At 36.1% G+C, this 6,258-nt stretch carries 7 protein-coding genes; 5 read left to right on the top strand and 2 right to left on the bottom strand.

Annotated features, from left to right (window positions below; genetic code table 11):
- Window positions 1-96, top strand: a 96-nt coding sequence (locus FTU83_RS09270; RefSeq protein ID WP_179992416.1) for a transposase domain-containing protein, incomplete at its 5' end; no start/stop codon positions are given.
- A gap of 152 nt (window positions 97-248) precedes the next feature.
- On the opposite strand, the gene FTU83_RS09265 is transcribed toward FTU83_RS09270, so the two are convergent.
- On the bottom strand, window positions 249-1,415 hold the full coding sequence (locus tag FTU83_RS09265; protein ID WP_180010138.1) for a hypothetical protein: 1,167 nt from the start codon (window positions 1,413-1,415) through the stop codon (window positions 249-251).
- A gap of 171 nt (window positions 1,416-1,586) precedes the next feature.
- Between FTU83_RS09265 and FTU83_RS09260 the strand changes: the two genes are divergently transcribed.
- Entirely contained in the window at window positions 1,587-2,144 is a 558-nt protein-coding gene (locus FTU83_RS09260) for a GNAT family N-acetyltransferase (protein WP_180010139.1), read from the top strand.
- A 248-nt stretch (window positions 2,145-2,392) separates the two neighbouring features.
- Here the strand turns inward: FTU83_RS09260 and FTU83_RS09255 are convergent, their stop codons facing one another.
- Window positions 2,393-2,713 (bottom strand): pyrimidine/purine nucleoside phosphorylase, encoded by a 321-nt coding sequence (locus tag FTU83_RS09255; RefSeq protein WP_180003865.1) that lies wholly within the window; start codon window positions 2,711-2,713, stop codon window positions 2,393-2,395.
- Between the two features lie 656 nt (window positions 2,714-3,369).
- On the opposite strand from FTU83_RS09255, the gene FTU83_RS09250 reads away from it, so the two are divergent.
- From FTU83_RS09250 to FTU83_RS09240, 3 genes are all read left to right on the top strand, one after another.
- Window positions 3,370-4,242, top strand: coding sequence for a MetQ/NlpA family ABC transporter substrate-binding protein (locus tag FTU83_RS09250; RefSeq protein ID WP_168377622.1), 873 nt, complete (start codon window positions 3,370-3,372; stop codon window positions 4,240-4,242).
- A 75-nt stretch (window positions 4,243-4,317) separates the two neighbouring features.
- Window positions 4,318-5,343, top strand: a complete 1,026-nt coding sequence (locus tag FTU83_RS09245; protein ID WP_180003863.1) for a methionine ABC transporter ATP-binding protein — start codon at window positions 4,318-4,320, stop codon at window positions 5,341-5,343.
- A complete protein-coding gene (locus tag FTU83_RS09240) occupies window positions 5,340-6,035 on the top strand; it encodes a methionine ABC transporter permease (protein ID WP_078188742.1) in 696 nt (231 codons plus the stop codon). Before FTU83_RS09245 ends, FTU83_RS09240 begins: the two co-directional genes overlap by 4 nt.
- Window positions 6,036-6,258 lie beyond the last annotated feature (223 nt).

Below are 6,258 nucleotides of genomic sequence, written 5' to 3'. Positions count from 1 at the left end.
GCCTATTTAAGTGATGTGCTGAAAAGGTTGCCGACACATAAAGTGACTCAGATTGAAGAATTGCTACCACACCGCTGGAAACCTAAATCGAATTAAAAAATAGGCATGGGGTTCAGCGGACGCTTACCGTGAAAATGCTTAATCATTCATTTGATTAAATAAAAACCCCGCTAAGTGCGGGGTTTTTTATAAATAAATAGCTCAAATAACGGCTTTTATCATCTATATCCATGATTAAAAATACACGTTTATAGAGGTTCTTTAAGATAGTTTTTAAGTCTATTTTGTACTAATTTTTCAGTTAAATTATCTTTGTAGCTAAAATAGATAATATCCACTCCATTTGCTTTACTGAGTTGAAGCTTTTCCTTATCCCTTTGCTTTGTTCTTTTTAAACCTTCTTCTCCACCAAATAAGTTGACAGCAAGATAGTGTTGTTGCCCTTGGTACTCAATCGCTAAATTTAGCTCAGGGATATAGACATCAAACCTTTGTCTATTCAACCAACTTGGTGATGCTTCTCTTTGAACCGTGTATTGAGGAAATAGCAGATTGATATAGTTAAATAATAAGGTTTCATTAACCCACCTTTCACCTATACGTGCAACACCTTTTAACTCTCTAATATGGTTTTCCGCATCCCTTTCACTGATACCTTCCTGAAATGCGTATTTAGCAATGTAAGCGCCATATTTAGCTTTAAAAGCCGAGCCATACATTTTGTGGCAATAGATTAAATCTGAATTGGTATTGGTGCAGATATGGCAAATCGAAACTTTAACAGATTTATGTTCTAACGCATTTTTAAGGTGAGTGTGGCGTACAGCCAACCCAATCTGATTTTGGGCAAGAGCATCCTTAAAACATGAGCAAAAGAAACTTTCTCCTGTCATTTTGTTATAGAAAGTCTGCCGCCACTCATAAAAGCCTAATTTTGATGGTAATAAACTTTTTGGTGGTGTCATTCGTGAATAAAGCTTAGTTAATAATGCTTGTGGAAATTCAACGGAAAGAAGCTGTATTGATGTTTTGTTTTTGGTTTTCATTTTTGTATTTTTAATATTGTACTTCCTAGTTATTCCTCCTCCATAAAGGAAATCACACAATATAATAAATGAAGGTAGTTTAACTTCCGTAACATCCAGATCTATGTCCTTATCACTGATTAGCTCAAATTGAAGATAAGGGATTATCATTTTCCCTTTATCTATATACTCTTTCAGTGATAAGTGATCATCATAGTATCCAAATGTGTAATTCTGCTTTATTTCAGTTATTGAGATTGAATCCGGAGTACTAAAAAAGTGAATAAGAGCTTCATATAAATCTTCAAAAACTGTTGTTTTTTCCCGCCCAAGATTTTCTTGGCATAATACGAGAAATTCATCCTCTGAAAATTTGTATTGCAACTCCATATTTACTCCTTATCAACTAAATATATGTAAAAGCCTATTAAGATTAGTTCATCAAATCAAATGACATCTCCCCCAAATACTATTCACTTATATCAATTCCATCATCATGTACACTATAAATTATTTACATTAGTCTCAGTAAGAAAACACCCATACAAATTAATATTTAATATGCATATTTTTATCCAAACCCCTCGCCTTATCCTCTGCCAATGGCAAGACTCCGATACTGCTCCATTCATCCAAATGTGTGCAGACGACGACGTCATGCGCTATTTCCCTAACAAACTTGATGCGTCCGAAGCCACTGCATTTATGCAACGCCTACGCGATGCAATAGAAACACGTGGTTGGGGTTTATATGCCGTCGAGCTTAAAGCCACAGGCGAATTTATTGGCTTTATCGGCTTACACGTACACCCACCTGAGTTTGAAATAGCCGATGCACCTGAAATCGGCTGGCGACTACTACCGCAATATTGGCATCAAGGTTATGCCACCGAAGGTGCAAAAGCTGTACTTAAACATGCTTTTCGAAACTTAAGATTAGATAAAGTTATTTCCTTTACAGCAAGCTTAAACACACCATCAGAACATGTCATGCAACGCATTGGTATGCAAAAAGTCCGTGAATTTAATCATCCACTTGTACCACTAGAGCATCCTTTAAATAAACATATCCTGTATGAAATACAGCGTAGTGATTACTTGCACATCCCCTTTTGCTAATTGAATAATTATTCACGGCAAAACTAAAGTACATTAACTCTGCCAAACAGTGGCTATAGAAGATGTTAAAAACCTTAATTTTAGTTACTACAGGATTTCCTATAAGACAGCAAAATCATTCATGTAATCATATAAGAAACCTCGCTAAGTGCGGGGTTTAAGCAATAAAAATATCAATTGCTATAACTTAGAAATAAAAAAATCATAAGGTGTAAAGCTGAAGCAACTGCAAACCTGTCTAAGCATACTTAATCAAAATGGCATACATAATCAACAACATCGGTACATTGCACTTTGAAAATAGAATCTTGTGGAACAATAAAGCTTTCGCCAGACGTATATTGAACAAACTCGCCCTGCTCTCCAATTTGCACAACACACTGCCCCGATGTGATTTCAACACGTTCTTTCACATGCGCCTCAAACGTCATGGGTTGCTCTGATGGCAAAAATACACCGATGGTTTTTTGACTACCATCTTCCATTTTTAATACATGGTTCACAGATCTACCGCCATAATGAACCGTAGGCTTTTTTACAACTGAGACGAAATCAAACTGATTTGACATAGCGTGCCTCACATAGCAATTTATTATGATCAATTATTAAGCAGCTTATATTAAACAATATTGCGGATTCAATCTTCCTCAGATTTAGATCTAAAATTTTGAAAAACCATGAATCAGAGTTGAACTTCAAATATACCAATAAATATTTCAACTCAGCTTAGATTGAAACTCTCCGTTATTTTCACATATGAATGTTACCAATTTTGTGTATGACAGGACTTATTTCATTTTTATCATTTTTTCAGCAATACATTTTAAAATTTGTTATATAGACCTAAACATATACAAATGACGTACTTAAATAGTTTAATTATAAATAATATATTGTTTTTACTTATTAAATTATTTAATTAAACATATTCCATTTACATTTTTGGTGCTAAGCATAACTTTTTAAATCACTATATTGAATAATAAAAAATTGATATGATGCCTAGCGAAATATAGAGATTTGCTTTATTAAATCTTTTGTTTACAGCAGCTTGCAATGGCTATCTTTTCCCATTTGGAAATAGACTCAGATCTAATTGTATAAGTCTGTGTAGCATTTTAAATTATTAAGCATCTATCAGCCTGTCTGATAAAAGACTTAAGTAAATCTCTCCATAATATGATTTGTGAATTTATTAATTTTATAAATTTACTCGGGTGAATATATGAAAAAGCTCCTAGGATTAGTTCTCGGTTTATCTGTTGGCCTTTCAGGCTGTGGTAAACAAGAAGCTCCTGCAACTGACGCAGCACAACAAAAAGACACTGCAGAAGTGCAAACCGTCACTATGGCTTCGACTGGTTCGGATGCTGATATTTGGCGCTACATTGCTTCGCTTCCTGAAACCAAAGAAGCTGGCATTAAACTTGAAGTGAAAAACTTCACTGACTATGTGTCTATGAACACTGCTGTAGCGAATAAAGAAATTGATGTTAACGCATTCCAATCATATGCCTATATGGTTGCGTTTAATGACAACAATAAAGATAAAATTGCACCGCTTTCGACAACTTATTTAGAACCCATGGGTATCTATTCAAGCAAAGTTAAAAAACTTGAAGAGTTTAAAACAGGTGCAACCATTGCGATTCCAAATGATGGCGCAAACGAATCACGTGCATTGTTACTACTTCAATCTGCTGGCTTAATCAAACTTAAAGCAGATTTTGACGATGTAAAAGGCACACCTGCTGACGTAACTGAAAATGCGAAGAAAATCGTAATTAAACCAATTCAAATGGCGACTGCGGTTCGTGTTAAAGACGAAGTTGATGCGATTGTTTTGGGTAATACCCTTGCAATGGAAGGTGGTTTAAACGTACTGAAAGATGCGGTTTACTATGAGCCAATCGATCAAAGTACAAAAATGAACGTGAACATTCTTGCTGTTGCTGCTGACCGTCAAAATGACCCAGTACTACAAAAAGTAGGCGCGCTTTATCACACTCCAGCTGTTAAAGCTTACATCGATGAACATTTTGGTGGTACTAAAATTGATGTAAACAAACCAACTAGCTACCTCACTGAAGCAAAATAGTAATATAATTTCTTCAAATAAACAGGCAAAGTTTACTTTGCCTGTTTTTTCATTTCTGAACCCTTTTTTGACGCTATGATCCAATTTAAAAATATCTCCAAGCATTTTGAGCTAAAAGGCCAAACCGTTACAGCACTGGATCAGATTAATCTGGACATTCCAGATGGCTGTATTTTCGGTTTAATTGGCTACAGTGGTGCAGGCAAAAGTACCTTAATCCGTTTAATTAATTTGCTAGAACGTCCGAGTGAAGGGCAAATTATTATTCATGATAAAGACTTTACTGCTTTAAATTCGGCAGAGCTGCGTCAAGAAAGAACCAATATTGGCATGATCTTCCAGCACTTCAATTTACTGCAAACCAAAACAGTTGCAGAAAATATTGAAATGCCGCTTAAACTTTTAGGTGTGTCTAAAGCTGAACGCCAAAAACGTTTAGAAGAGTTGCTCGAATTTATTGACCTAAAACATAAGAAAAATGCCTATCCAGATGAGCTCTCTGGTGGTCAAAAACAACGTGTCGGGATTGCCCGTGCGCTTGCCAATCATCCTAAAATTTTACTGTGTGATGAAGCAACATCTGCTCTCGATCCGCAAACCACTAACTCGGTATTGGCGTTATTAAAGAAAATCAATCAAGAACAAGGCATTACTATTGTCATGGTCACCCATGAAATGGATGTGATTGAATCTGTTTGTGATTATGTTGCGGTGATGGAACAAGGGAAAATCATCGAACACGGCTCAACCTTAGAGATTTTTAGTCAGCCAAAACACAATACAACCAAAAACTTTATTCAAACTGTATTGCAGCAACAGCTTCCTGTTAATATTTTAAATAATCTAGAAAATCAAAACCATAACAGTATTTATTGTTTAAAATTTCTGGGCAGTTCGGCACAGGAAACCGTCATTCAAGCGGTAATTAAACAGTTTGATATTAGCCTGAATATTTTGTTTGCCAATATGACTGAAATTAATGGTGCGGTAATTGGTCAAATGTTCGTTCAGCTATTAGGTGATGCAGCATTGATTCAACAATCAGTGGCGTTCTTAGAACACCATGGGGTTGAAGTCACTCAAGCAGGAGTTCAGCAATGAGAGATTTAATTGTTCAATGGCTGACTCAAATTACAGCACCCTTTTGGAAAAGTTCTTTGTCTATGGATCAGTTCGTCACTGCCCTACAAGAAACTTTTCACATGGTGTTCTTCGCCATGCTCTTCGGCTGTATTTGGGGTTTTATCCAGGCCGTGATTTTATATGTCTCACGTCCACAAGGCATTTTGCCTAATCGTGTCATCTACCATGGTTTGAACCCGATTGTGAATGCGCTGCGTTCATTGCCATTTATTATCCTCTTGATTGCGGTCATCCCTTTGACCAAAGTCATTGTGGGTACTTCAATTGGTACTTGGGCTGCAATTGTTCCCCTCACAATCTATGTTGGTCCTTACATTGGTCGTCTGATTGAAACTTCGTTGCTTGAAGTGAATGACGGCATCATTGAGTCTGCTCAAGCGATGGGTGCATCTCCGCTGCAAATCATTACTAAATTTGTCCTACCAGAGTCTCGTAGCTCTTTAATTTTAAACTTAACGACTGCAACCATTAGCTTAATTGGTGCAACAGCCATGGCGGGTGCAGTAGGTGCAGGCGGTATCGGTGATCTTGCCATTTCTTATGGTTATCAACGTTTTGATAGTAGCGTGGTCATCATGACCGTGATTGTCTTGTTGATTTTGGTGCAAATTGTTCAAAGTCTGGGAGACTGGTTATCAAAACTGCGCTAAGCCTGCATAATTCATATATTTAAGCTCTCTTCGGAGGGCTTTTTAATGTTTAAGATTTGGTTTTTTTTAAGCTAAAATTAAACCAAAATTTTTTTTAGTTTTAAATTATTTTGACGGCAAATTAGCAACACCATAAAATTTAAAATATAACCTTCAATATTACGTTTACAAAAACTTGATTGAGTACAAAATATCAAAAGAACAGGATTTTATATTCCCCATG

Origin of the sequence: Acinetobacter sp. YH12152 (genome assembly GCF_013418285.1) — a bacterium.
Taxonomy (GTDB): Bacteria; Pseudomonadota; Gammaproteobacteria; order Pseudomonadales; family Moraxellaceae; genus Acinetobacter; species Acinetobacter amyesii.
The sequence above is the reverse complement of the archived record's forward strand: the minus strand, read 5'-3'. Positions and strand labels throughout refer to the sequence as shown.